Source organism: Nocardioides cavernaquae (assembly GCF_003600895.1).
Classification (GTDB): Bacteria; Actinomycetota; Actinomycetes; order Propionibacteriales; family Nocardioidaceae; genus Nocardioides; species Nocardioides cavernaquae.
Genome location: NZ_QYRP01000002.1, coordinates 3,204,264 through 3,226,313 on the forward strand (window position 1 = coordinate 3,204,264; position 22,050 = coordinate 3,226,313).

Annotated in this window: 22 protein-coding genes; 6 read left to right on the forward strand and 16 right to left on the reverse strand. The window is 69.4% G+C overall.

Going from position 1 to position 22,050, the window contains the following annotated elements; genetic code table 11:
* Positions 1 to 96 precede the first annotated feature (96 nt).
* The 9 genes from D4739_RS15450 to D4739_RS15490 all read right to left on the reverse strand — a co-directional run bounded on the left by D4739_RS15450 (position 97) and on the right by D4739_RS15490 (position 7,892).
* The gene (locus tag D4739_RS15450) at positions 97 to 396 is read right to left on the reverse strand and encodes a hypothetical protein (RefSeq protein WP_120061435.1); all 300 of its coding nucleotides are present in this window, start codon (positions 394 to 396) and stop codon (positions 97 to 99) included.
* 97 nt (positions 397 to 493) lie between these two features.
* Entirely contained in the window at positions 494 to 862 is a 369-nt protein-coding gene (locus tag D4739_RS15455; RefSeq protein WP_147384969.1) for a hypothetical protein, read from the reverse strand.
* Positions 863 to 923: 61 nt separating this feature from the next.
* On the reverse strand, positions 924 to 2,285 hold the full coding sequence (locus D4739_RS15460) for an HNH endonuclease (protein ID WP_120061437.1): 1,362 nt from the start codon (positions 2,283 to 2,285) through the stop codon (positions 924 to 926).
* A 105-nt stretch (positions 2,286 to 2,390) separates the two neighbouring features.
* Complete coding sequence (locus D4739_RS15465) at positions 2,391 to 3,053, reverse strand: potassium channel family protein (protein ID WP_120061438.1); 663 nt, start codon at positions 3,051 to 3,053, stop codon at positions 2,391 to 2,393.
* Positions 3,054 to 3,079: 26 nt separating this feature from the next.
* On the reverse strand, positions 3,080 to 4,054 hold the full coding sequence (locus D4739_RS15470; protein WP_120061439.1) for a DUF389 domain-containing protein: 975 nt from the start codon (positions 4,052 to 4,054) through the stop codon (positions 3,080 to 3,082).
* Between the two features lie 3 nt (positions 4,055 to 4,057).
* Positions 4,058 to 5,137 (reverse strand): potassium channel family protein, encoded by a 1,080-nt coding sequence (locus D4739_RS15475; RefSeq protein ID WP_238473675.1) that lies wholly within the window; start codon positions 5,135 to 5,137, stop codon positions 4,058 to 4,060.
* A 2-nt stretch (positions 5,138 to 5,139) separates the two neighbouring features.
* Positions 5,140 to 5,484, reverse strand: coding sequence for a hypothetical protein (locus D4739_RS15480; protein ID WP_147384970.1), 345 nt, complete (start codon positions 5,482 to 5,484; stop codon positions 5,140 to 5,142).
* Between the two features lie 5 nt (positions 5,485 to 5,489).
* Positions 5,490 to 6,386 carry a YihY/virulence factor BrkB family protein gene (locus D4739_RS15485; RefSeq protein ID WP_120061441.1) on the reverse strand — a complete coding sequence of 299 codons (897 nt, stop codon included), beginning with the start codon at positions 6,384 to 6,386 and terminating at the stop codon, positions 5,490 to 5,492.
* 114 nt (positions 6,387 to 6,500) lie between these two features.
* Positions 6,501 to 7,892, reverse strand: coding sequence for a cation:dicarboxylate symporter family transporter (locus tag D4739_RS15490; protein WP_120061442.1), 1,392 nt, complete (start codon positions 7,890 to 7,892; stop codon positions 6,501 to 6,503).
* Positions 7,893 to 8,037: 145 nt separating this feature from the next.
* Here D4739_RS15490 and D4739_RS15495 point away from each other — a divergent pair, with 145 nt between their 5' ends.
* Both D4739_RS15495 and D4739_RS15500 read left to right on the forward strand, forming a co-directional pair.
* Positions 8,038 to 9,612 (forward strand): sensor histidine kinase, encoded by a 1,575-nt coding sequence (locus D4739_RS15495; protein WP_120061443.1) that lies wholly within the window; start codon positions 8,038 to 8,040, stop codon positions 9,610 to 9,612.
* Positions 9,609 to 10,289, forward strand: coding sequence for a response regulator (locus D4739_RS15500; protein WP_120061444.1), 681 nt, complete (start codon positions 9,609 to 9,611; stop codon positions 10,287 to 10,289). Before D4739_RS15495 ends, D4739_RS15500 begins: the two co-directional genes overlap by 4 nt.
* Before the next feature lie 43 nt (positions 10,290 to 10,332).
* Here D4739_RS15500 and pgm read toward each other — a convergent pair whose 3' ends face one another.
* Both pgm and D4739_RS15510 read right to left on the reverse strand, forming a co-directional pair.
* Positions 10,333 to 11,976, reverse strand: coding sequence for a phosphoglucomutase (alpha-D-glucose-1,6-bisphosphate-dependent) (gene pgm, locus D4739_RS15505; protein WP_120061445.1), 1,644 nt, complete (start codon positions 11,974 to 11,976; stop codon positions 10,333 to 10,335).
* A 55-nt stretch (positions 11,977 to 12,031) separates the two neighbouring features.
* A complete protein-coding gene (locus tag D4739_RS15510) occupies positions 12,032 to 13,489 on the reverse strand; it encodes a glycine hydroxymethyltransferase (protein WP_220699313.1) in 1,458 nt (485 codons plus the stop codon).
* 237 nt (positions 13,490 to 13,726) lie between these two features.
* Between D4739_RS15510 and D4739_RS15515 the strand changes: the two genes are divergently transcribed.
* The 3 genes from D4739_RS15515 (at position 13,727) to D4739_RS15530 (ending at position 17,246) form a co-directional block, all read left to right on the forward strand.
* Positions 13,727 to 15,412 (forward strand): nitrite/sulfite reductase, encoded by a 1,686-nt coding sequence (locus D4739_RS15515; protein ID WP_120061446.1) that lies wholly within the window; start codon positions 13,727 to 13,729, stop codon positions 15,410 to 15,412.
* A 208-nt stretch (positions 15,413 to 15,620) separates the two neighbouring features.
* Complete coding sequence (locus tag D4739_RS15525) at positions 15,621 to 16,367, forward strand: phosphoadenylyl-sulfate reductase (RefSeq protein ID WP_120061448.1); 747 nt, start codon at positions 15,621 to 15,623, stop codon at positions 16,365 to 16,367.
* A 135-nt stretch (positions 16,368 to 16,502) separates the two neighbouring features.
* The gene (locus D4739_RS15530; protein WP_120061449.1) at positions 16,503 to 17,246 is read left to right on the forward strand and encodes a sirohydrochlorin chelatase; all 744 of its coding nucleotides are present in this window, start codon (positions 16,503 to 16,505) and stop codon (positions 17,244 to 17,246) included.
* Between the two features lie 88 nt (positions 17,247 to 17,334).
* Here the strand turns inward: D4739_RS15530 and D4739_RS15535 are convergent, their stop codons facing one another.
* From D4739_RS15535 to recA, 5 genes are read right to left on the reverse strand one after another with little or no spacing between them, the layout of a single operon-like run.
* On the reverse strand, positions 17,335 to 17,727 hold the full coding sequence (locus D4739_RS15535; protein ID WP_120061450.1) for a DUF3037 domain-containing protein: 393 nt from the start codon (positions 17,725 to 17,727) through the stop codon (positions 17,335 to 17,337).
* Positions 17,724 to 18,518 carry a HipA family kinase gene (locus D4739_RS15540; RefSeq protein WP_120061451.1) on the reverse strand — a complete coding sequence of 265 codons (795 nt, stop codon included), beginning with the start codon at positions 18,516 to 18,518 and terminating at the stop codon, positions 17,724 to 17,726. The genes D4739_RS15535 and D4739_RS15540 overlap by 4 nt, the downstream gene beginning before the upstream one ends.
* Entirely contained in the window at positions 18,515 to 19,357 is an 843-nt protein-coding gene (locus tag D4739_RS15545) for a polyphosphate kinase 2 family protein (RefSeq protein ID WP_120061452.1), read from the reverse strand. The genes D4739_RS15540 and D4739_RS15545 overlap by 4 nt, the downstream gene beginning before the upstream one ends.
* Positions 19,354 to 19,953 (reverse strand): regulatory protein RecX, encoded by a 600-nt coding sequence (locus D4739_RS15550; RefSeq protein ID WP_120061453.1) that lies wholly within the window; start codon positions 19,951 to 19,953, stop codon positions 19,354 to 19,356. The genes D4739_RS15545 and D4739_RS15550 overlap by 4 nt, the downstream gene beginning before the upstream one ends.
* Before the next feature lie 8 nt (positions 19,954 to 19,961).
* Positions 19,962 to 21,005: a recombinase RecA gene (recA, locus tag D4739_RS15555; protein ID WP_476638913.1), complete on the reverse strand. Its 1,044-nt coding sequence runs from the start codon at positions 21,003 to 21,005 to the stop codon at positions 19,962 to 19,964.
* A gap of 251 nt (positions 21,006 to 21,256) precedes the next feature.
* On the opposite strand from recA, the gene D4739_RS15560 reads away from it, so the two are divergent.
* Positions 21,257 to 22,024 (forward strand): GntR family transcriptional regulator, encoded by a 768-nt coding sequence (locus tag D4739_RS15560; RefSeq protein WP_120061455.1) that lies wholly within the window; start codon positions 21,257 to 21,259, stop codon positions 22,022 to 22,024.
* Positions 22,025 to 22,050 lie beyond the last annotated feature (26 nt).

Here is a 22,050-nt window from a genome sequence, read left to right on the forward strand (position 1 = left end):
GGGCTCACCCCGGATGGCCGCACCATCACCACGCGACCACCATCGGCAGGTCCGCACTGGTCGCGGCAGATGAGTGCTTCCCGGTTTGTGCGTGCTCTATGCCAGGCCAAGGATCGCGAAAAGAAGGATGAAGACGAGCACCGCCACCGGAACCATCAGGACCGCGCCGCCGGCGAACCCGAACCACCATCGTCTGCGGGTCCGGGACCGTGCTGCGGCTGCAAGCGACGCCAGCGCGACCACTCCAAGGACGGGGAGTACAAAGACATCCCAGAAGAGTCCGTCGAAGACACTTGCTTGCACGAAGTAGACGACCCAAACGGCAACGCCGCAGGCAGCCCCGATTGCAAAGCCGATGGGCCATTGGGTCAAGCGGGCGCGTGCTGCCAGTTCCATCTGCTGATCATGTCGACCTGAGAAGCGGGGCGCAGGAAAACGCCCTCCTTGCGGCAGGTGAGGGCGGATTGCCGACGCGCTCGACCTCGATATGGGGTCACGCCCAGTAGGCGATTGCGTCTGCGCCAACGCCGTAGTGCCGAGGCGCAGCCTCCTGCAGGGCGTAGTTGGGCCAGCGCCCGTCAGAGATCTGTGCGCCATCCGGCACTCGCGCGCGTCGGCCGCTCGCCAGTTCGCGGGGTGCGCCCTCCATGACGTAAACCGCGGCCAAGGCGCAGGCCTTCGCCAGCTGCATACTTGCCCCTGACTTGGTCGTCGGTCCGTGCAGGAGAAGCCAGTCCGCTACTGAGCAGACTCGAACGAGCTCGTCGTCGGTGCAGCCGATCATCCACTCGGCTGCGGCCGCCTCTGAGAATGCGAGGAGATCGTTCGCGATGTCACTGGTCCTGGCACCAAGCATGAACATCAACCTATCCATCCGCTGAGGGCGTGCACGGATCTCGCCAGATCCGGGCACAACGAGCGGGTCAGGCAGCGCCGTCGTACGGAGTGGGAGCTCGTGGCGGCCGGGACACGTAGGAGTGTCCGGTGGGGGTGGTCGTGACGATCGCCTGGTCTTCTGGCGGACCGTGCGGGGACGGTCCGGCCCGCCAGTTCGGCGCTTCCTTGGCGTGGTTGCACATCTCGCACAGCCCCTGACCATTGCGGGCGGAGGTCGGACCACCCTGATCGTGATCCAGAGCGTGGTCGAGGTGCCTGATCGGCGCCCCACACCACTTCGTGCGGCAGACCCGGTCGCGGAAGATCATCAGCTTCGCCAACAGCTTGGGAAACAGACGAGCGCGGGAGTCCATCGCCACGAGACGACCATCCGGTGAGGCATAGAGCCGACGGAGCCAGACCTTCAGCCCTGCATCCAGCGTGTCGTGCGCAAGCTGCCGGGCCAGGTCGGCGGGGATCTGCCCGAACCCGTCGACATGCGCGGGATCATCGGAGCCGCCCAGCAGTGTCTGGTCCGAGACCACGAGGTTGATCGCGACCGGCACCACCGGCGGACCACCCGGCGTCACAGGAGCAGCGCCGGTGACCCGGGTGACGAGCAGGTCAGCCATCAGCTGACCCCGGGAGCGTCCATCGCCCGCGGCGCGGAGCCGGTCGGCTTCCTTGCTCAACGCGGCGAACACGGCGACGCCTTGGGTGACCGGGAGCAGCGCGGACAGCTGACTCATCACGTCCGGCGCCGGCCGCAGCGTCACCCGCCGGTCGGCCTCGGCCTTGGCGCGGCGGTCGATCACCGAACCCGGCTCAAGCTTGTAGGCGAGCCGATGGACGTCAGCGATCAGCTGCTTGTCGGAGTAGTCCGACAGAGCCTCAGGGTCACCCGCAATCGCACGGTCGATCGTGATCCGGTTTTCGAGGGTGAGGCACGCGGTCTCCTGCAGCAGCACCTTCGCGCGGTCTTCGGTGATCAGACCAGCCCGCAACGCAGTCAGTGTGTGGGGCATCTCGGTCGGGAGGACCTTGGCCATGCCCAGGTGCTGCCTGCCGCGGAACGGGGACTCGCGTCGAGCCAGCGCCACCTGCGAGGCGACCCCGCGACCTTGCCGCGCCACCGGCACACCCTGGGCGGCCTGCTCGGCGCGCTGCGAGGCGTCGAAGTCAGCGGTCACCATCACCTGCGCACCCGCCGCAGCACACGTCAGCTCCTCGAGCGCGCGGAGCAGGTCGATGCGCTCACCGTCGTCCAGGGCCCGGGACACCGACAACAGCGCCGACGTCCAGGACTGCACCGCCGCCGCTCCCACCGGCACACCCGCAGGCACACCTCCGGGCACACCGAAGGGCCCAGCGGGTGCCGGGCCTCTCCGGGCCTGCGAAGGTTCGAACATGTTCTCGATTCTATCGAGATCAGCCTACGGATGGAACCCCCGCAGACCGATCTGTGGAAACTATTTCCGCAGGTCAGAGCCCACTTCTCACCCACAGGCCATGCCTCACCTGTCGACACCCGCGGACAGGTCCTTGGGCCGCGTCTCCCCCACCTCGACCGCTCTCACCAACCACGCCGCAACCGAAGCGGTCACAGCGCCGACCATCGCGATCCCGATCACCATCAGCACGACTGCAACCAGCCGCCCGGTCGTCGTGACCGGGTAGACCTCGCCGTAACCGACGGTTGTGACGGTGCAGGTCGCCCACCAGAGCGCGTCGCCAAACGCCGTGATGTTCGCGCCGGCCGCGTCCTGCTCGGCATCGAGGGCAGCTACCGCTCCCAGCCCGACTGCCATCACCGCCGCCCCGACCGCATAGACCGTCACGCGCCCGACCAGGGAAGTCGCCGCACTCCGGTGCAGGATCCGCATCAACGCCAGGAGACGGAGCAGGCGCAGCGGCCGCAGCACCGGAAGGATGATCAGCGCGACGTCGTACCAGTGGACAAGCGCGTACCGACGGCGATCCCCAGCAAGGACGAGCCGGATGGCGAAGTCGACCGCAAAGGCAACCCACACCGCCCACGAGACGAACCGGAGGAAGAGTTCGAGGTCCGGCTCCAGGCGGGGATCGACCACCGGCCACGCGTACGCAACGAGGAACGCAAGAGCCAGCAGAAGCAGAGGAATCTCAGTGCGCCGTTCCCAGCGCTGCACGCGAGTCATGCGCCCATGCTCGCAGCGAGACGTCCTCAGCTGTCGAACAGATCCGACCGCCGACGCGCTTCGATCCGCCGGGCACGGCGGAGCGAGATCGCATTCCAGACACGCTCCTGGACCGCGAGCGTGAGCCATCCGGCAACCGCCATGCCGGTGAGGTTGAGCGCGAGCTGCTGGACGCTCCCCCAGATCTCGGAGGGCACCCAGAACGCGAGGCCGAGGGCGAGGTTGCCGGCCGCCGGGATGGTGGTGACCGAGATGAAGACGCCGGACAGACCGCCGACTCGCGAGGAGGTCACGGACAGGACCCCAGCGGCCGCCGCGATCAGCGCGACGATGAACGACCACTTGTCCGGTGTGTAGATGAAACCGGTCGCCGGCCTCGGAGCGGTGACCTGCGCGAGCGTGATCCAGCCGAGCCACCGTGTGACCAGCGCGAACACGGCCGTCACCGCAATCGCGCAGAGGAAGCCCAGGACCAGTGCCCGGGAGGACGCCAGGAGCAACGTCCAGCGCCGCCGCACGAGGGACACTCCGAGCGCCGCGACCGCTCCGAACTCCGGGCCCAGCACCATCGCGCCGATCACCAGGATCTGGGAGTCGAGCACGATCGCGATCGAGGCAAGCACGGTGGCGAGGCTCATGAAGGTCAGGAAGGTCCAGTTGAGCTCACTGTCGTCGTAGCCGCGCTGGACGACGGCGGCCCAGACGACCGCGTCGGCGCTGCTGCCCGGCGTACGCCTCTCCGCGTCGAAGCCATCCTGGGAGATCCAGGTGTCGACGGCGTCGAGGTGGATCGTGCCGGTGCGGTGCACCCCGAGAGCGCGCAGGCCCTCGACGATCTCGTTGGCTCCCTCACGCGCGAGGTCCGCGGTGACCAGGTCGCCCGACGGCACGATGGACGCGCCGCGGATCACGGCAAGGCTGGAGACCGCGGGGTCCGCCTGCAGCAGCGCGAGAACGGCCGAGGTCGTCTCCGAAGGCGACGAGACCCGCAACCGCAGCACGGCTCAGTCCCTCTCCACCGCGAGTTCCTCGCCGTGGGTGCCGGGGCGCGGCGCCCACGGCAGCTCCTGGGCGGGGCGTACGACGATGAGCCGGTCGCCGCGGGCAAGCAGGGTCACCGAGGGATCGAAGTAGCGGTAGACCTTCTCGTCACGCACGACCGCGATCACCTGGTCGGTGAGCGACTGCGGCTGCTTGCCGACCTCGTTGACCAGCAGCTCCCGCTCGGCGACCTCGAGGCCCTGGCCGTAGGTGAGCAGGTCCTCGAGCACCGCGCCGAGTGTCGGCGACAGCGACGAGAGGCCGACCAGGCGGCCGACCGCGTCGCTGGAGGTGACCACCGAGTCGGCGCCACTCTGGCGGATCAGCGGGACGTTCTCCTCCTCACGCACCGCCGCGACGATGTACGCCGCGGGGTTGAGCTGGCGGACCGTGAGCGTGGCGAGCACGGTCGAGTCGTCGCGGTCAGTCGTGATGATGACCTGGCGCGCGTTCTCGACCTCGGCGCGACGCAGCACCTCGCGGCGCGTCGCATCGCCGGCCACGACGGCGTACCCGTCCGCATGGGCGTCCTCGACGCCGGTCGGGCTGGGGTCGACGACGACGATGCTGCGCGGGTCCTGGCCGTTCATGACCAGGGTGGTCGTGGCGCTGCGGCCCTTGTTGCCGTAGCCGATGATGACGACGTGCTGGTCCATGTGCTTCCTCCACCGGGCGACCCGGAACATCTCGCGTCCCTGCGAGGCGAGAACCTCGAGGGTGGTGCCGATCAGGAGCACCAGGAAGGCAATGCGCGCGGGGGTGATCACAAACGCGTTGATCATCCGGGCGGTGTCCGTCGAAGGAGCGATGTCGCCGTAGCCGGTCGTGCTCAGCGTGACGGTCGTGTAGTAGATCGCGTCGCGGAACGACACGTGCTCATCGCGCGCGTCGTAGTAGCCGTCGGCGTCGAGCCACACCAGCAGCACCGTGCCGACCAGGATCGAGAGGGCGAGCAGCAGTCGCTGGCCGAGCTGCCACCACGGCGACCGTGTCGGCAGCGGCAGCGTGACGCCGATGCCGGCGCCCAGACCCCGAGCGCTCACAGTCAGTCGGAGACTTCGCCGAAGATGGTGATGACGTCGTCATCGGAGCCGGACTGGCCCTTGTTCATCGTCGAGACGAACCTGAACTTGTCACCCTTCGCGGGCTGCGCGGCGTCGTCGGTGCGGCGCCAGACTCCGCAGATCACGTCGTCCTTCGCGCCGTCGAGCTCGGACACGGCCTCACCCTCGAGGCAGAGCTTGCGGGTCGGACCCTCATAGCTCGTCACGACGGCCGTGGTGCGGTCGGGCGCAGGCGGACCAGCGACGACGCCGACCAGGTAACCACCCAGAAGGCACAGTCCGGCACCGGCGAGGACGACAGGAGTCGGCAGGTTCACGTTTCCCACGGGGGTCAGTCTGGCACGGAGCGGTTCGAAAGCCGCGGCCACACGGTGTCGACCGACGCATTGAGTGCGGCGCCGATGAGGACGGCGATGGAAACGATGTAGAGCCAGAGCAGAACGGTGATCGGCGCGGAGAGCGGACCGTAGACCGAGGTCGACTCACCCGCGGTCGCGGTCAGCACCCAGCGGAGCACCCAGGAGCCGACCACCCAGGTCAGGAGCGTGAAGCAGGCACCCGGCAGGTTGTAGCGCCACGCAGTCCTGACCGGCACCGACACGTGGTAGAGCGTCGCGAGGAAGCAGACGCAGAGCAGGAGTACGACGGGCCAGTAGAGGTCCTCGAGGAACTCGATGCGATCGGGGATCCACCGGTTCACCAGGGTCGGCCCGGCGACGAGCAACGGGATCGTCACCATGCCGGTGAGCAGGCCGAGCACGTAGAGCCCGAACGAGAGCGCCCGGGTCTGCACGATCCCCCGGTGCCCACCGAGTCCGTGCATGATCGTGATGGTGTCGACGAAGACGTTGAGCGCGCGGCTGCCCGACCACAGGGCCAGGACGAATCCGATCGAGATAACGTCGAGGCGGCCACCCTCGATGACCGTGTCGAACGTCGGCTCGATGACGTTGCGCACCGCGCTCTCGGTCATCGCGCGCCCGGCAAGGTCGAGCGTCGCGGTCCGGATCTCCTCGATCTGCCCGGGAGTGAAGCGCTCGGTGAAGTAACCGATCGCACCGGTGAGCGCGAAGATCAGCGGCGGCATCGAGAGCACGGCGAAGAACGCCGCCTCCGCCGCGAGGCCGGTGACGCGCCAGCGCATGCAGGAGGCGACGGTTGCGGTGATCAGCCGCCAGAGCGGGTGAAGGACCCGGCGCAGCATGGAGAGCAGCGCGTCCCGGGTCATGGGGTCACCGTAGCGAGCGGGCCGGGCACTTGAGGTGCACCGACCCGCCCGCAAGCGGTCACGCTGCTAGATCACCGTGGGCTCCGCCCTGGTGTCGCAGCTCGTCGTACGCCGTCAGACGGGGACGGTCCGCGGCTCCGGGACGACCGCCACAACCGGCTCCACCGGCTCCACCGCTCCATCCGGACCGTGGTCGTCGACCATCGTCGTCTCGTCGAACGGGTCGGCACCCGAGAGCGCGCGGTCGAGCTGGGGCCGGTCGATGCCGCCGGTCCATCCGGCGACCAGGACGGTGGCCACCGCGTTGCCGGCGAAGTTCGTCAGCGCGCGGGCCTCGGACATGAACCGGTCGATGCCGACGATGAGGCCGACGCCGTCGAGCAGCTCCGGACGGTGCGAGCTGAGGCCGCCGGCGAGGGTGGCCATGCCGGCGCCGGTGACACCGGCCGCGCCCTTGGAGGCGATCATCATGAAGAGCAGCAGCGAGACCTGCTCGCCGATCGACAGCGGGTCGCCCATGGCCGAGGCGATGAAGAGCGAGGCCATCGTCAGGTAGATCGCCGTGCCGTCGAGGTTGAACGAGTAGCCGGTCGGGACCACGACGCCGACGGTCGGGCGGTCGATGCCGGCGTGCTCCATCTTCGCGATCAGGCGCGGCAGGGCCGACTCGGACGACGAGGTGGAGACGATCAGCAGGAACTCGCGACCGAGGTAGCGCAGCAGGCTGAAGATGTTGACCCCCGCAGCGATGCGGAGCAGCGAGCCGAGGATGACGAAGACGAAGAGCGCGCAGGTGATGTAGAAGCCGAGCATCAGGACGGCGAGGCTCTGCAGCGCGCCGAGGCCGGTCTCGCCGACGACGGCAGCGATGGCACCGAACGCTCCCACCGGGGCGGCCCACATGATCATCGACAGCACGCGGAAGACCAGGCGCTGCACGTGACCGACTCCCTTGAGGATCGGCTCACCCGAGGTGCCCATGGCCTGCAGGGCGAAGCCGACCAGCAGCGCGACGAGCAGGGTCTGCAGCACCTCGCCGGAGGTGATGCCGGAGAGCATCGAGGTCGGGATGATGCCGAGCAGGAACTCGGCCGTGGTGGCGTGTGCGCCAGCCGCCTGGGCACTGCCGGCCTCAGCGGTCGCCGGGGTGATCTGCAGCCCGTCACCGGGGTTGAGGACGTTGCCGACGAGCAGGCCGATGCCGAGCGCGACCGTCGACATCGTGAGGAAGTAGCCGAGTGCGAGGCCGCCGACCTTGCCGACCTTGGCCGCGCTGCGGACCGAGCCGACTCCGAGGACGATCGTGCAGAAGATGACCGGCTGGATCATCATCTTGATCAGGCCGACGAAGGCCTGGCCGAGCGGCTTGAGCTCGACGGCGAACGCCGGCGCCACGGCGCCGACCAGGATGCCGAGCGCCACGGCCGCGATCACGGCCAGGTAGAGGTAGTGGGTGCGGTCCTTGCGGCGAACGGGTGCGCCTGCCTGACCAGTGGTGCTGCTCATGATTCCTCCAGCGGTTTCGGGACCGTCCCGACGAACTCATGCTGTTCGGACATGTGACCGTCGTCACCCTTGCGTTCACAGAGTTCACGGCGGGGCGACGCGGCCACGCCGCAGGGTCCGCGCCGGGTGGGGCAGAATCGCGAACATGCGCTGGCTCCGCCGCGACCACTCCGTCGCCCGGCAGATCTTCCTTCTGCAACTCCTGCTCGTGGTGCTCCTGGTCGCCGCGGCGCTCGGGTTCGCGGCGTACGACGCGCGGCAGGATGCCCGCACGCAGGCGACCAGCCGGGCCGTGGCCGTCGCCGAGGCGGTGGCCGACTCCCCCGCGGTCCGCTCCGCGCTGCGTGACCCGGACCCGACGCGCGTCCTCCAGCCGTACGCCGAGGACGTCCGCCTCGACACCGGCACTGACTTCATCGTCGTCATGGAGCTCGACCGCACGCGGTTCACGCACCCCGACGTGAGCCAGATCGGCAAGCCGTTCGTCGGCGATCTCGGAGGTGCGCCGGATGGCGAGATCTTCACCCAGGAGTACACCGGCACGCTCGGGCCGTCGGTGCGCGCCGTGGTGCCCGTGACGGACGACGGGGCGGTCGTCGCGCTGGTCTCGAGCGGCATCACGCTCGAGCACATCCAGCAGGACGTCCTCCGCGAGATCCTGCGGCTCGGCCTGGTGGGCTCGGCAGTCCTTGCCCTCGGCGCAGTCGGGGCGCTGCTGATGAGCCGACGCCTGCGACGCCAGACCCACGGCCTGGAGGCCGGCGAGATCACCCGCATGTACGAGTACTACGACGCGGTCCTGCACGCGGTGCGCGAGGGGCTCCTGCTCCTCGACACCAGCGATCGCGTGCAGCTGGTCAACGACGAGGCCCGCCGACTGCTCGCCCTCCCCGACGACGTGATCGGTCGCTCCGTGCACTCGCTCGGGCTGCCGCCGGCGCTGAGCCGTGCGGCCGTCGGCGAACGCGCAGCCGCCGACGACATCTACGTGACCGACGAGCACGTGCTGGTGGTCAGCTCGTCGCCCGCGGTCTGGGAGGGGCACACCGTCGGCTCCGTCGTCACCCTGCGCGACCGCACCGAGCTGCAGGACGTCACCGGCGAGCTCGACCTGGTCCGCGGCCTCACCGACTCGCTGCGTGCGCAGAACCACGAGGCCGCCAACCGGCTGCACGCCGTGGTCTCCCTGATCGAGATGGGGCAGCCCGACGAGGCGCTCGACTTCGCCACCGAGGAGCTCCAGGTGGCGCAGCTGCTGGCCGACCGGCTCACCGCGTCCGTGCAGGAGCCCGTGCTGGCGGCGCTGCTGCTCGGCAAGACCGCGGACGCCGCGGAGCGGGGCATCGCGCTCGAGATCTCCGGCGAGGTGTCGGGTTCGTCGCTCCCCCTGGCCGCCCGTGAGCTGCTCACCGTCGTCGGCAATCTCGTGGACAACGCGCTCGAGGCAGTCTCCGGTGCTGACTCCCGGCGGGTGCGGGTGCTGCTCGAGGGTGGCCCCGGCCAACTCACCGTCGTCGTCGAGGACAGCGGACCGGGCATCGCCCCCGGCGACGCGGAGAAGGTCCTGGAACGGGGTTGGTCGACCAAGGCGACCTCCGGGCGAGGCGTGGGGCTGGCCCTGGTCGCCCAGACCGTACGCCGCCACGGCGGGGACATTGCCGTCTCCGGGTCCGACCTGGGCGGGGCGTGCTTCCGGGTCTCGATCGGAGGGACCGCATGACGATCCGGGTGCTCGTCGTCGAGGACGAGGAAGTCGCGGCCCGCGCCCACGCGGCGTACGTGGAGAGGATGGAGGGCTTCGCCGTCGCCGGGGTCGCCCGGTCGGCCGCCGAGGCGCTGCGCCACCTGACCGCCGATCCTGACGTCCAGCTGGTGCTGCTCGACATGCACCTGCCCGACGGCCACGGACTCGGCCTGCTGCAGCGCCTCCGGGCAGCGGGTCACCTGTGCGACGTCATCGCAGTGACCTCCGCGCGCGACGTCGACGTGGTGCGTGCCGCAGTCGCGCAAGGCGTGGTGCAGTACCTCCTCAAGCCGTTCACCTGGCCGACGTTCCGGGCCAAGCTCGAGCAGTACGCGGCGTACCGGGCGCAGCTGACGGCGAGCGTCGGCGACGTGGCGCAGGACGAGGTCGACTCGATGCTCGGCGCGCTGCACGCGCGCGGCACCAATGCACCGCTCCCCAAGGGGATGTCCCCCGAGTCGCTGCGCCAGGTGACCGCCGTCCTCCGTGCCGCTGAGTCGGGTCTTTCCGCCACCGAGGTCGCTGAGGCGATCGGCGCCTCCCGCGTCACCGCCCGGCGCTACCTCGAGCACCTCGCGGACACGGGCTCCGTCGAGCGCTCACCCCGCTACGGCGGGAGCGGCCGACCCGAGGTCGCCTACACCTGGCGCTGAGCCGGGATCGTGGCCCGGCACGGGCAACACACCTGTGCGGCCATCAGCCCAGGGCTGCGGACACGACCTCGCGAGCCTCGGCCTGAACCCGGGCGAGGTGCTCCGGTCCCCGGAACGACTCGGCGTAGATCTTGTAGACGTCCTCGGTGCCCGACGGGCGGGCAGCGAACCAGGCCGACTCGGTGGTGACCTTGAGCCCACCGATGGCCTCACCGTTGCCCGGAGCCTCGGTGAGGCGCGCGGTGATCGGCTCCCCCGCCAGCTCGGTCGCGGTGACGTCCGCCGGCGAGAGCGCGGCGAGCTTGGCCTTCTGCTCACGGTTGGCGGGTGCGTCGACGCGCGCATAGGCCGGTGCGCCATGGAGGTCTACGAGGCCCGCATAGAGCTGGCTGGGCGTCGAACCCGTGGCTGCGAGGATCTCGGAAGCCAACAGGGCAAGGAGGATCCCGTCCTTGTCGGTCGTCCACGTCGAGCCGTCGCGGCGCAGGAACGACGCACCCGCCGACTCCTCGCCACCGAAGCCGAAGCTCCCGTCGACCAGACCTGGCACGAACCACTTGAACCCGACCGGCACCTCGACCAGCGGCTTGCCGAGGTCGGCGGCCACCCGGTCGATCATCGAGGACGAGACCAGCGTCTTGCCGATGCGCGCCGCGGCCGGCCAGTCGGGACGAGCGCCACCGAAGAGGTAGCCGATCGCCACTGCCAGGAAGTGGTTGGGGTTCATCAGCCCGCCGTCGGGAGTGACGATGCCGTGGCGGTCGGCGTCGGCGTCGTTGCCGGTCGCGATGTCGAAGCGGTCCTTCTGCGCGATCAGGGAGGCCATCGCCGAGGGCGAGGAGCAGTCCATGCGGATCTTCTCGTCCCAGTCGAGCGTCATGAAGCGCCAGGTCGCGTCGACCAGCGGGTTCACCACCGTCAGGTCGAGCTTGTGCCGCTCCGCGATCGCGGCCCAGTAGGCGACGCTCGCGCCTCCGAGCGGGTCGGCGCCGATGCGGATGCCCGCGTCACGCACGCGGTCGATGTCGAGCACCGACGGCAGGTCGTCGACGTACGTCCCCATGAAGTCGTACGCCGCCGCGGCAGCCCGCGCGCGGGCGAAGGGGACGCGGCGTACGCCGTCGAGGCCGGCGCGGATCAGCTCGTTGGCGCGGCGTGCGATCACCGACGTGGCGTCGGAGTCCGCAGGGCCGCCGTGGGGCGGGTTGTACTTGAAGCCGCCGTCCGCGGGCGGGTTGTGCGACGGCGTGACCACGATGCCGTCGGCCAGGCCGGGCCCGTCGAGGGACTTGCCGGCGTTGGCGCGGATGATCGCGTGCGAGACCGCGGGCGTCGGCGTGTAGCCGTCGCGGTCATCGACCAGCACGGTCACGTCGTTGGCGACCAGCACCTCGAGCGCCGTCGCCCACGCCGGCTCGGAGAGCGCGTGCGTGTCGCGGCCGATGAAGAGCGGGCCGGTGAAACCCTGCTCGGCGCGGTACTCGCAGATCGCCTGCGTGATCGCCGCGATGTGCTGCTCGTTGAACGACGTCTTCAGCGACGAGCCACGGTGTCCGCTGGTGCCGAACGCGACCTGCTGGTCGACGTTGTCCGGGTCGGGCGTCTCCGTGTAGTAGCGGGTGACGAGATTGGCGACATCGATGAGGTCGCCGGGTTCGGCCACCAGGCCGGCGCGCGAGGAAGTCATGCGGTTGAAACTAGTCCTGCGCACCGGCCCGGTCGAGCCGAACATGAGGGTTGTCTCAGGAAAGAACGAGACCGGGGTAGAGCGGGTGCTTGTCGAGCATGTCCGCCGAGGCAGCCTTGGTCTTGTCCGCGATGCCGTCGGCCAGGGTGTAGGTCGCCTTGGAGACGCCGCCGTCCTTGGTCGCGTTGGGCTTGGTGTTGTTCAGGACGTCGACGACCAGCTCGGCCACCGTGTCGAACTCGTCCTTGCCGAAGCCGCGGGTGGTGAGCGCCGGGGTGCCGAAGCGGATGCCGGAGGTGTACCAGGCACCGTTCGGGTCCTGCGGGACCGAGTTGCGGTTGGTGACGACGCCGGCGTCGAGCAGCGCCTGCTCGGCCTGGCGGCCGGTGAGGCCGAAGGAGGTGACGTCGAGCAGCACCAGGTGGTTGTCGGTGCCGCCGGTGACCAGCTTCGCCCCGCGGGTCAGGAAGCCCTCGGCGAGGTGCTTGGCGTTGTCGGCGACGTTCTGCGCGTAGGTCTGGAACGACTCGGTCTTGGCCTCGGCCAGCGCGACGGCCTTGGCAGCCATCACGTGCGACAGCGGGCCACCGAGGACCATCGGACAACCGCGGTCGACGTTGCCGGCGTACTCCTTGGTGGCGAGGATCAGACCACCACGCGGGCCACGCAGCGACTTGTGGGTCGTGGTGGTGACGACGTCGGCGTAGGGGACGGGGTTCTCCTCGCCCTGGAACACCTTGCCCGCGACCAGACCGGCGAAGTGCGCCATGTCGACCATGAGCGTGGCGCCGACCTCGTCAGCGATCTCGCGCATCTTGGCGAAGTTCACGCGACGCGGGTACGCCGAGTAGCCGGCCACCAGGATCAGCGGCTTGAACTCCTTGGCCTTGGCGCGCAGGGCGTCGTAGTCGAGCAGGCCGGTGACCGGGTCGGTGCCGTACTGCTGCTGGTGGAACATCTTGCCGGAGATGTTCGGGCGGAAGCCGTGGGTCAGGTGACCGCCGGAGTCGAGGCTCATGCCGAGCAGGCGCTGGTTGCCGAGCTCGTGGCGAAGCTTCTCCCAGTCGGCGTCGGAGAGGTCGTTCATGTTCTTGACGCCGACGTTCTCGAGCCACGGGCCCTCGACGCGCTGCGCCAGGATCGCCCAGTACGCCGTGAGGTTGGCGTCGATGCCGGAGTGCGGCTGCGCGTAGGCGTACTCGGCGCCGAAGAGCTCCTTGGCGTGCTCGGCGGCGAGCGACTCGACGGTGTCGACGTTCTGGCAGCCGGCGTAGAAGCGGTGACCGACCGTGCCCTCGGCGTACTTGTCCGAGAACCAGGTGCCCATCGTCAGCAGGACCGCCGGCGAGGCGTAGTTCTCGGAGGCGATCAGCTTCAGCGACGCGCGCTGGTCCGCGAGCTCCTGGCGGGTGGCCGCGGCGATGCGCGGCTCGACCGACGCAATCACCTCGAGGGCCTGGGAGTACGCGGAGCTGGCGAGAGCTGCAGTCTGAGCGGCAGAGAGGTCGGTCATGGCGCACAGCGTAATGACCCGGCGTGCCGCGCGCCGCATCGGGAAGCTCGAGCGACAGGACGGGCCCAATGACGAGTAGGTCACATCGCCACGCCCCGGTGAACGTGAAATGGCCGCGCGATGTCTCGAATTGCGGACCTTGCATCCACATCATGAGATTTCAACTTGTGGGAGGCGTGTCCGAACAATGAGACTCGGTCGCGGAATTGCGTGTCTTCCCATGCCGTTAGGACATCGATGAACGACCAGCCCACCGCCACCGTGAAGGTGGAGATCCCGCGCCCCAAGCGAGGCGAGGGCCAGTGGGAGCTCGGATACCGCGAGCCGCTCAACAAGAACGAGCAGTCCAAGAAGGACGACAACCCGCTCAACGTGCGGGGTCGCATCCTGGGCACGTACTCCAAGAAGGGCTTCGACTCGATCGACCCGGCCGACCTGCGTGGTCGCTTCCGCTGGATGGGTCTCTACACCCAGCGCGCTCCGGGCTTCGACGGCGGCAAGACCGCCACCCTCGAGGAGGAGGAGCTGGACGACCGCTTCTTCATGATGCGGGTCCGCACCGACGGCGCGATCCTCGACGCCGAGAAGCTCCGCGCGCTCGGCGAGGTCTCGCAGGCCTACGCCCGCGGCACCGCGGACATCACCGACCGCAACAACATCCAGTACCACTGGATCGAGGTCGAGTCGGTCCCCGCGATCTGGGAGCGCCTCGAAGGCGCTGGCCTGTCCACGATCGAGGCCTGCGGCGACTCGCCGCGCCCGTTCCTCGGCTCGCCGGTCGCCGGCATCGCCAAGGACGAGATCATCGACGGCACCTCGGCGCTCGAGGAGATCAAGCGTCGCGCGATCAACAACCCCGACTTCTCCAACTTCCCGCGCAAGTTCAAGACCGCGCTCACCGGCCACCCGAGCCACGACGTGGCCCCCGAGGTCAACGACGTCGCGTTCGTCGGCACCGTGCACCCCGAGCTCGGCCCCGGCTTCGACGTCTGGGTCGGTGGCGGTCTCTCGACCAACCCGCACCTCGCCGCGAAGCTCGGCGTCTGGATCCCGCTCGCCGAGGTCCCGGACGTCTGGGAAGGCGTCGCCGGCATCTTCCGTGACTACGGCTACCGCCGCCTGCGCTCGCGTGCCCGCCTGAAGTTCCTCGTCGCTGACTGGGGCGTCGACAAGTTCCGTGAAGTCCTCGAGGTCAAGTACCTCAAGCGTGAGCTGGTCTCGCTGGCCTCCCCCGAGGTCCCCGAGCACCAGGGTGACCACATCGGCGTGCACGAGCAGAAGGACGGCAAGTTCTTCATCGGCGCCGCCCCGATCGTCGGCCGGGTCAACGGCGACATGCTTGTCGCCCTCGGCGACCTCGTCGCGAAGTACGGCGCCCTCGGTGCCCGCCTCACGGCGTACCAGAAGCTGGTCGTGCTCGGTGTCGAGGCGAAGGACACCGACGCCTTCGCCGCCGACCTGGAGGCCATCGGCCTCACCTCGGCTCCCTCCAACTGGCGCCGCCGCACGATGGCCTGCACCGGCATCGAGTACTGCAAGCTCGCGATCGTCGAGACCAAGCAGCGCGCGACCGACCTGATCGCCGAGCTGGAGAAGCGCTTCCCCGAGCTCGACACCCCGATCTCGATCAACCTCAACGGCTGCCCCAACGCCTGCGCCCGCACGCAGGTCGCGGACATCGGCCTCAAGGGCCAGCTGGTCCTCGACGAGGACGGCAACCAGGTCGAGGGCTACCAGGTCCACCTCGGTGGCGGCCTCGGTCTCGGTGCCAACTTCAGCCGCAAGCTGCGCGCCCACAAGGTCACCAGCAAGGGCCTCGACGACTACGTCACCAAGATCGTCGAGAACTTCCTGGCCGAGCGCGAGCCGGCCGAGTCGTTCCAGACCTGGGTCCAGCGCGCCGACGAGGCCCAGCTCCGCTGAGAGCCCTCACCATGACCACGACAAGGACCCCCCGGGCAGCGGAGATCTATCACTGCCCCTTCTGCGGAGATGTGGACCTGCGTCCCCACTCCGCGGAGGCTGGCGAGTGGGAATGCCGCTCGTGCCTCCGGGCGTTCACTGTCACCCTGCTGGGAATGATCCGACCAAACGGACCCGGCGGGTCCGCCCATGGATCGGAGATCCCCTCATGACGTCCGCCACCACGCGCGCCGCGCGCGTCAACCGCGGCTCGGAGATCGCGGGACGCACCCCGGAGCAGCTCCGCGAGATCGTGTCCCACGTCGGTGCCGAGCTCGAGCTCGCTCCCGCCGAGCACATCATCGAGTGGGCTGCGGCCACCTTCGGCGAGCGCTTCTGCATCACGTCCTCGATGGGCGACGCGGTGCTCGCACACCTCGCCTCCAAGGTCGTGCCCGGCATCGACGTGGTCTTCCTCGACACCGGCTACCACTTCGCCGAGACGCTCGGCACTGCTGACGCGGTCAAGCACACGATGCCGGTCAACCTGATCACCATCCTGCCCAAGCAGACCGTTGCCGAGCAGGACGCTGAATACGGCCCCGACCTCTACAAGCGCGACCCCGACAAGTGCTGCGCCCTGCGCAAGGTCGCACCGCTCGCCACCTCCCTCGACGGGTACGACGCGTGGGCCACCGGCCTGCGCCGGGCCGAGACGCACAACCGCGTCATCGCTCCCGTCGTCGGCTGGGACGCCAAGAAGGGGAAGGTCAAGGTCTCCCCCATCGCACGCTGGACCGACGAGCAGGTCGAGGCCTACATCGCCGAGAACAACGTGCTGGTCAACCCGCTCGTCTACGACGACTACCCCTCGATCGGCTGCTGGCCGTGCACCTCGCGGGTCAAGCCGGGCGACGACCCGCGCAGCGGGCGCTGGGCCGGCCAGAACAAGACGGAGTGCGGCATCCACTCGTAATCCGTCGCCCACCCACAGATCTCAAGCTCTCGGGACTGCACCACAACTCAACACCGCACGCTCGACCGAACGACAGCGTTGTCGCTCCTCGCACCGAATCCCCGTTCCCCATGCACGCTGAAGGGAGACCGCACGATGGCTGCACCCGCACTGGTTGCCCTGGCTCACGGAAGCCGTGATCCGCGGTCCGCCGCAACGATCAACGCCCTCGTCGGCGAGGTCCGGGCCCTGCGCCCCGATCTCCGCATCGAGGCCGCGTTCCTCGATCGGTCGCGCCCGTCGTTCACCACCGTGGTTGACCGCCTGGTCAAGGCCGGTTTCGACGAGATCGTCGTCGTGCCCCTGCTGCTCAGCGAGGCCTACCACGCTCGCGTCGACGTGCCGTCGGCCGTTGCGGAGCAGGCTGCGCGCCACCCCGCCCTTCAGATCCGGGCCACGGCGATCCTCGGTCACGAGCTGTCGTTCCTCGAAGTGCTCGACCAGCGCATGCGGGAGGCCCTGGCGGCAGCCCGATGTCGCGAGCTGGACGCCCTCGTCCTCGCCGCCGCCGGTTCGTCGGACCCGCTCTCCAACCAGGCCGTCGGCCGCCTTGCCCGCGTCTGGGGCTCGCACCACAAGCTTCCGGTCAAGGCTGCCTACGCGTCCTCGACTCCCCCGGCCACCGGTGAAGCCGTCCGCGCGTTCCGCAACGAGGGCCGCCGCCACATCGCGGTCGCCTCGCTGTTCCTCGCGCCGGGCTCGCTGGTCGACCGGGCCACCGAGCTGGCTGTCGAGGCCGGTGCCGTCGCGGTCTCCGAGCCCCTGGGCGCCCACCCGGAGCTGGCCCGCACGGTCCTCGCGCGCTACGCCGTCGGCGCCGTCGAGCTCGTCCCCGTCTGACCCGCCGAAAGGTCAGGTCTGGCGCGCCGAACGGCCAGGTCTGGCGCGCCGAACGGCCAGGTCTGGCGCGCCGAGCGGTCAGGTCTGGTCAGCTCACGAAGCGCTGGAGCAGGTGCTCCAGCTCGCGGGCCGGGTCGGCGGTGATGCCACCGTGGACCGGCCCCGGCTGCAGGACGGTGCTGCGTGGCGCCTTCAGGAACCCGAACCGGGTGCCGAGATCTCCGCGCGCAGCGGCGCCGGCGGCGGGGTCGCCAGCGCTCACGCCCTCGACGTAGGCCAGGGCGTCACACACCCGGCCGATGTCGAGACCGGGCGAGAAGGCCTCGAGCCGTGCGGTGTCGCAGGACCACGCCGCGGCGAGGAACTCCGTCGCCTGGCAGTAGAGCAGCACGCCCACGTTGACGAACTCCTCCCGCTCAACGCGCGGGACACAGCGCAGGACGACGTACTGATAGGCGTGGAGATCCTGGCGAGTGGTCATCCGCGCACCCCCGCGAGCCACTGGTCGGTGCCCAGGCGCGCGGTCAGGAACTCGACGTACGCCGCGCGGAGGGCGTCCGGCGACAGTGCATCCGCATCGGGGCCGCCGGGCACCGGCTCGAGCCAGGCATCGGGGACCTCGGCGAGGATCTCCTCGAAGGCCTCACGATCAAGGGCAGCGCGCGCCTTCTCGTCGACGGCGTCGAGGTCGTCGGCACGGGCGGCTTCGAGCAGGACGTGGTCGTCGGCGTTCCACGGCTGCGCTGCGAAGCGCGCAGGGTCTCCGACTCCCCCGGACCAGCCGTGGTGGAAGTAGAGCGAGGCGCCGTGGTCGATCACCCAGAGGTCGCCGTGCCAGACCAGCAGGTTGGGGTTGCGCCAGGAGCGGTCGACGTTGGCGCAGAAGGCGTCGAGCCACACCACCGTCGCTGCCTGCCCGGCAGGCACGGCCGAGGTGCCGTCGAAGCCGAAGGCACCCGGCAGGAAGTCGACGCCGAGGTTGAGCCCGACACTGGCCCGGAGCAGGTCCTGGACCTCCTCGTCCGCCTCGTAACGAGCGATGTCAGCGGCCAGCTCGAGAGCGACCAGGCGCGGCGTGGCCAGCCCGAGGCGACGAGCGAGTCCACTCACGATCACCTCGGCCACGAGGACCCGCAGCCCCTGACCGGCGCCACGAAACTTGCAGACGTAGGTGCCGAGGTCCTCAGCCTCGACGATCCCCGGGAGCGAGCCACCTTCGCGCAGCGGTGCGACATAGCGGGTGACAGCAACCGTCTCGATCGGGCCGGTCATGCGATCGGCTCCTCGTCAGCGAGGCGTTGCTTCTCGACCTCGACATCGAAGTCAGCAACCGGCCACTGCAGGTCGAGCCCACGCAGCGCGTCGAGCAGGAGGTGCCCGATCACGAGGTTCCGGTACCACTTGCGGTCACTGGGGATCACGTGCCATGGCGCCGCAGCGGTGTTGGTGCGCTCCAGTGCGATCTCGTAGGCATCGCGGTAGGCGGGCCACAGGGCACGCTCGTCCAGGTCGCCCGGGTTGAACTTCCAGTGCTTGGTCGGATCGTCGAGCCTGGCGAGGAGTCGCGACTTCTGCTCCTCGGGCGAGATGTGGAGCATGCACTTCACGACGATGGTGCCGGAGTCGACGAGCTTCTGCTCGAACACGTTGATCGCCTCGTAGCGACGCTCGATCTCCGCGGCGTCAGCCCACTCGTGGACCTTCACGATCAGGACGTCCTCGAAGTGCGAGCGGTCGAAGACCCCGATCAGGCCCGCGGGCGGCAGCGCCTTCTCGATGCGCCACAGGAAGTCGTGCGCTTTTTCCTCGTCGGTCGGCGCCTTGAAGCTCGTGACCTTCACACCAGCCGGGCTGACCAGGCCGACGGTGTGCTCGAGCACGCCACCCTTGCCGGAGGTGTCCATGCCCTGCAGGACCAGCAGCACGTTCCTGCCGGACTCCTTGTTGGCGTAGAGCCGCTCCTGGAGGTCAGCGAGCTCCGGGCCGAGGGCCTCGAGCGCCGCCTCGCCCTCCTCCTTCGACCCGTCGTACGCCGGGTGGCCGGCCGGGTCGATGGCGGTGAGGTCGACCGGGCCAGCGGGAAGGCGGTGCGCCTGCGCGAAGGAGCTCATGGCTGAACGATAGAGCTCAGCTCCTCGCGCACGACGCGGTAGGCGACGCCCGGGCTGTGTCCCTTGCGGGCCAGCATGCCGACCAGGCGTCGGGTGGCCCTGACCTCGTCGAGACCGGAGACCGAGCGCAGCTTGCGGCGGACCATCACGCGGGCCACCTCGAGCTCGTCGTCAGGGTCGATCTCGTCGAGCGCCTCCCGGGCGATCTCGTCGTCGATGCCCTTGCGGCGCAGCTCCTGGGCCAGCGCCCGGCGGGCCAGTCCCTTGCCCGGCTGCCGCGAGGCGATCCAGGCGCGGGCGAACGCCTCGTCGTCGATCAGGCCGACCTCGGTGAACCGGTCGAGCAGCCGGCTGGCCAGCTCGTCGGGAACGCCCTTGGCCGCGAGCTTGTCGGCGAGCTCCTTGCGGGTGCGGGCCTGGCCGGTCAGCTGGTCCAGCAGGATCTTGCGCGCGACCGTCTCCTGGTCCGCGTCGGGACCGAGCGCGACCTTGTCCGGCGGAGGTGGGACCGGCAGGCCAGCCTCGCCGAGCCAGGCGGCCACCCCGGCGGCAACGTCACCGTGCCAGCCCGGGGAGGCCGCCTCGCGTGTGGACATCAGCCGACTCAGAAGTCGACGTTGACCGGCTCGACCACGGCAGGCGCATCGACCTTCGGGCCGACGCCGAGCTTCTCGAGGATCTTCTTCTCCAGCTCGTTGGCCAGGTCCGGGTTGTCCTTGAGGAAGTTGCGGGCGTTTTCCTTGCCCTGGCCCAGCTGGTCGCCCTCGTAGGTGTACCAAGCACCGGCCTTGCGGACCAGGCCCGCCTCGACACCGACGTCGATCAGGCCACCCTCGCGGGAGATGCCCTTGCCGTACATGATGTCGAACTCGGCCTGCTTGAACGGCGGAGCCACCTTGTTCTTCACGACCTTGACGCGGGTGCGGTTGCCGACCATGTCGGTGCCGTCCTTGAGCGTCTCGATGCGGCGCACGTCGAGGCGGACCGAGGAGTAGAACTTCAGCGCGCGACCACCGGTCGTGGTCTCCGGCGAGCCGAACATGACGCCGATCTTCTCGCGCAGCTGGTTGATGAAGATCGCGGTGGTCTGCGAGTTGTTGAGCGCGCCGGTCATCTTGCGGAGCGCCTGCGACATGAGTCGGGCCTGCAGACCGACGTGGCTGTCACCCATCTCGCCCTCGATCTCGGCGCGGGGCACGAGCGCCGCCACGGAGTCGATGACGATCAGCGAGAGCGCACCGGAGCGGATCAACATGTCCGCGATCTCGAGCGCCTGCTCACCGGAGTCGGGCTGGGAGACCAGCAGGGCGTCGGTGTCGACACCGAGCGCCTTGGCGTAGTCGGGGTCGAGCGCGTGCTCGGCGTCGATGAACGCGACGACGCCGCCGGCGGCCTGGGCGCTGGCCACCGCGTGCAGGGCGACCGTCGTCTTTCCGGAGGACTCCGGGCCGTAGATCTCGACGACACGGCCACGCGGCAGGCCACCGAGGCCGAGCGCCACGTCCAGCGCGATGGAGCCGGTCGGGATCACCTCGAGCGGGGCTCGCGTGTCGTCGCCCAGTCGCATGACCGAGCCCTTGCCGAACTGCTTCTCGATGTTTGCGAGCGCTGCATCGAGCGCCTTCTCGCGATCTCCAGCCATGGTGATGTCCTTGTCGTGTCGTCGTTTGTGGGTACATCGGCGACGTTAGGGCGAGCCACCGACAGCGCCTGATCAGCACCGTCGACACCTGTGGAAAACCTCGCCGGACGTCGTACCCGTAAGCACAAACCTAGCCGAACACCTGTTCGATCGGGGCATCCGACACCCCGCGTGTCGCCACCGCTTTCCACGGGCCGGACGGCACCGTAGCGGCTGTGCAACGCGGGCGTAACAGAACAGGCTTAACGTCGACTCGCATGACGGGCACCACCACACCCTCCCCGCGACGACGCGAGCGTTCGCCGGCGCCACGGAGGCGATCTGCGTTCGCGGCACAGCTGGTGAACAGCGCTCCGAGCGGCGTCGCGCCACGCGTCCTCGACGACCTGAGGCGGGCCATCCTCTCCGGGCAGGAGCCTCCCGGCACGCTGATCCCGATCGACGCCGTCGCGGAGTTCTTCGGGGTCAGCCACATCCCGGTCCGCGAGGCGCTCAAGATGCTGACCAGCGAGGGGCTCGTCGAACACGTCCCGCACATCGGCTACAGCGTGGCGAAGCTGACCTTTGCGGAGTTCAGGGAGCTCTACGAAGTGCGCGAGGCCCTCGAGGCCGCGGCCCTGCGTGCCGCCGTGCTCAACGCGTCGACGGAGGATGACGACGTCGTGCGGGCGTCGCACGCGGCACTCACCGTGGCCGCAGCGACGAAGGACGCCTCCGCCTACCACGAGGAGTCGCGCCGGTTCCACATGGCGCTGATCGCTCCCGCCGGCATGCAGCGACTGGCCCACATGTACGAAGCCGCGTGGAACATGACCGAGGCGGTCCGCCCCATGGCGCGCGTGGCGGAGGACGACCGGCTGATGCTGTGCAGCGAGCACGACCACCTGCTCGATGCCTTCCTGGCCCGCGACGGGGACCGGCTGGCTGCCGAGTCGGCGCAGCACTTCGAGCACCTCAAGCTGGCTCTCCAGGCCTTCGCCAGCGAGCCCGAGGTCTTCCGCCCCGGCCATATATCTTTCCCGTGACGGGTGCGTGATCCGGAACCACGAGG

Excerpts from the sequence above, each read along its gene's own strand:
- D4739_RS15450 (WP_120061435.1), bottom strand. The coding sequence starts at position 396 with ATGGAACTGGCAGCACGCGCCCGCTTGACCCAATGGCCCATCGGCTTT.
- D4739_RS15455 (WP_147384969.1), bottom strand. The coding sequence starts at position 862 with ATGTTCATGCTTGGTGCCAGGACCAGTGACATCGCGAACGATCTCCTC.
- D4739_RS15460 (WP_120061437.1), bottom strand. The coding sequence starts at position 2,285 with ATGTTCGAACCTTCGCAGGCCCGGAGAGGCCCGGCACCCGCTGGGCCC.
- D4739_RS15465 (WP_120061438.1), bottom strand. The coding sequence starts at position 3,053 with ATGACTCGCGTGCAGCGCTGGGAACGGCGCACTGAGATTCCTCTGCTT.
- D4739_RS15485 (WP_120061441.1), bottom strand. The coding sequence starts at position 6,386 with ATGACCCGGGACGCGCTGCTCTCCATGCTGCGCCGGGTCCTTCACCCG.
- D4739_RS15490 (WP_120061442.1), bottom strand. The coding sequence starts at position 7,892 with ATGAGCAGCACCACTGGTCAGGCAGGCGCACCCGTTCGCCGCAAGGAC.
- D4739_RS15495 (WP_120061443.1), top strand. The coding sequence starts at position 8,038 with ATGCGCTGGCTCCGCCGCGACCACTCCGTCGCCCGGCAGATCTTCCTT.
- D4739_RS15500 (WP_120061444.1), top strand. The coding sequence starts at position 9,609 with ATGACGATCCGGGTGCTCGTCGTCGAGGACGAGGAAGTCGCGGCCCGC.
- pgm (WP_120061445.1), bottom strand. The coding sequence starts at position 11,976 with ATGACTTCCTCGCGCGCCGGCCTGGTGGCCGAACCCGGCGACCTCATC.
- D4739_RS15510 (WP_220699313.1), bottom strand. The coding sequence starts at position 13,489 with ATGACCGACCTCTCTGCCGCTCAGACTGCAGCTCTCGCCAGCTCCGCG.
- D4739_RS15515 (WP_120061446.1), top strand. The coding sequence starts at position 13,727 with ATGAACGACCAGCCCACCGCCACCGTGAAGGTGGAGATCCCGCGCCCC.
- D4739_RS15525 (WP_120061448.1), top strand. The coding sequence starts at position 15,621 with ATGACGTCCGCCACCACGCGCGCCGCGCGCGTCAACCGCGGCTCGGAG.
- D4739_RS15530 (WP_120061449.1), top strand. The coding sequence starts at position 16,503 with ATGGCTGCACCCGCACTGGTTGCCCTGGCTCACGGAAGCCGTGATCCG.
- D4739_RS15535 (WP_120061450.1), bottom strand. The coding sequence starts at position 17,727 with ATGACCACTCGCCAGGATCTCCACGCCTATCAGTACGTCGTCCTGCGC.
- D4739_RS15540 (WP_120061451.1), bottom strand. The coding sequence starts at position 18,518 with ATGACCGGCCCGATCGAGACGGTTGCTGTCACCCGCTATGTCGCACCG.
- D4739_RS15545 (WP_120061452.1), bottom strand. The coding sequence starts at position 19,357 with ATGAGCTCCTTCGCGCAGGCGCACCGCCTTCCCGCTGGCCCGGTCGAC.
- D4739_RS15550 (WP_120061453.1), bottom strand. The coding sequence starts at position 19,953 with ATGTCCACACGCGAGGCGGCCTCCCCGGGCTGGCACGGTGACGTTGCC.
- D4739_RS15560 (WP_120061455.1), top strand. The coding sequence starts at position 21,257 with ATGACGGGCACCACCACACCCTCCCCGCGACGACGCGAGCGTTCGCCG.